This window comes from Pseudokineococcus marinus, assembly GCF_013004605.1.
GTDB lineage: Bacteria > Actinomycetota > Actinomycetes > Actinomycetales > Quadrisphaeraceae > Pseudokineococcus > Pseudokineococcus marinus.
The window spans coordinates 1-981 of the sequence record NZ_JABEMA010000572.1; the positions used below are offsets into that span (position 1 = coordinate 1).

Below are 981 nucleotides of genomic sequence, written 5' to 3' on the forward strand. Positions count from 1 at the left end.
GTGGTCGCGCGGGTCTACCCGGACCTGGACGCCGCGCTGCGGCCGGCGGCCGAGCGCTCCAGCGCGGCGGCGCTCGCCCTCCTCGCCGACGAGCCCGCCGGCGGCGGCGCGGCGTAGGAGCGCGCCCGGTCTCAGCGGGCTCGGCGGCGGAGGCGCTCGACGTCGACGAGCACGACCGCGCGGGCCTCGGGGCGCAGCCACCCCCGGCCGCTGAAGTCCGCGAGCGCCTTGTTGACGGTCTCGCGGGAGGCGCCCACGAGCTGGGCGATCTCCTCCTGCGTGAGGCCGTGGGCGACGCGCACGGAGCCGTCGGCGGCGGGCTGGCCGAAGCGGTCGGCGAGGTCGACGAGGGCGCCCGCCACGCGCCCCGGGACGTCGGTGAAGACGAGGTCGGCGACGGCGTCGTTCGTGCGGCGCAGGCGCTGGGCCAGCGCCCGCAGCAGGTGGCGGGCGACCTCGGGGCGTCCGGAGAGCCAGCTGTCGAGCTCCTCGGGGCCGAGGCCGGCGAGGACGACGGGGGCCACGGCGGTCGCCGTCGCGGTGCGCGGGCCCGGGTCGAAGAGCGACAGCTCGCCGAGCATCTCCGAGGGGCCGAGGACGGCGAGGAGGTTCTCGCGACCGTCGGCGGCGCGGCGCCCGAGCTTCACGGTGCCGGAGACGATGACGTAGAGGCGGTCGCCCGCGTCCCCCTCGCGGAAGAGCACGGCGCCCCGGGGGAGCTCCACGCGGCCCATGGAGGCGAGCAGCGCGCCCGCCGCCGTGTCGCCCACCCCGCGGAAGAGCGGGGCCCGCCGGACGGCGTCGTCCACGCGCTGACCTCCTCCTCGACCGGCCCGGCGCCGGTCGACCTCAGCCGGGAGTGTGGCAGGTCCCGGACGCGCGGCCCGGTCCGGCGACCGGCGGCGCGGGTCCGCCGCCGGGCACGGGCTCCACGGGCCGGCGCTGGGCCGGCGGGCGGGGCGTCGACGGGAGGAGCGGGGC

2 protein-coding genes are annotated in these 981 nt (G+C 80.0%); one reads left to right on the forward strand and one right to left on the reverse strand.

What is annotated here, in order from left to right:
• A complete protein-coding gene (locus tag HLB09_RS20495) occupies positions 1–117 on the forward strand; it encodes a hypothetical protein (RefSeq protein WP_409373024.1) in 117 nt (38 codons plus the stop codon).
• A gap of 14 nt (positions 118–131) precedes the next feature.
• Here HLB09_RS20495 and HLB09_RS17570 read toward each other — a convergent pair whose 3' ends face one another.
• Complete coding sequence (locus HLB09_RS17570; RefSeq protein WP_171204555.1) at positions 132–809, reverse strand: Crp/Fnr family transcriptional regulator; 678 nt, start codon at positions 807–809, stop codon at positions 132–134.
• Positions 810–981: the final 172 nt, after the last annotated feature.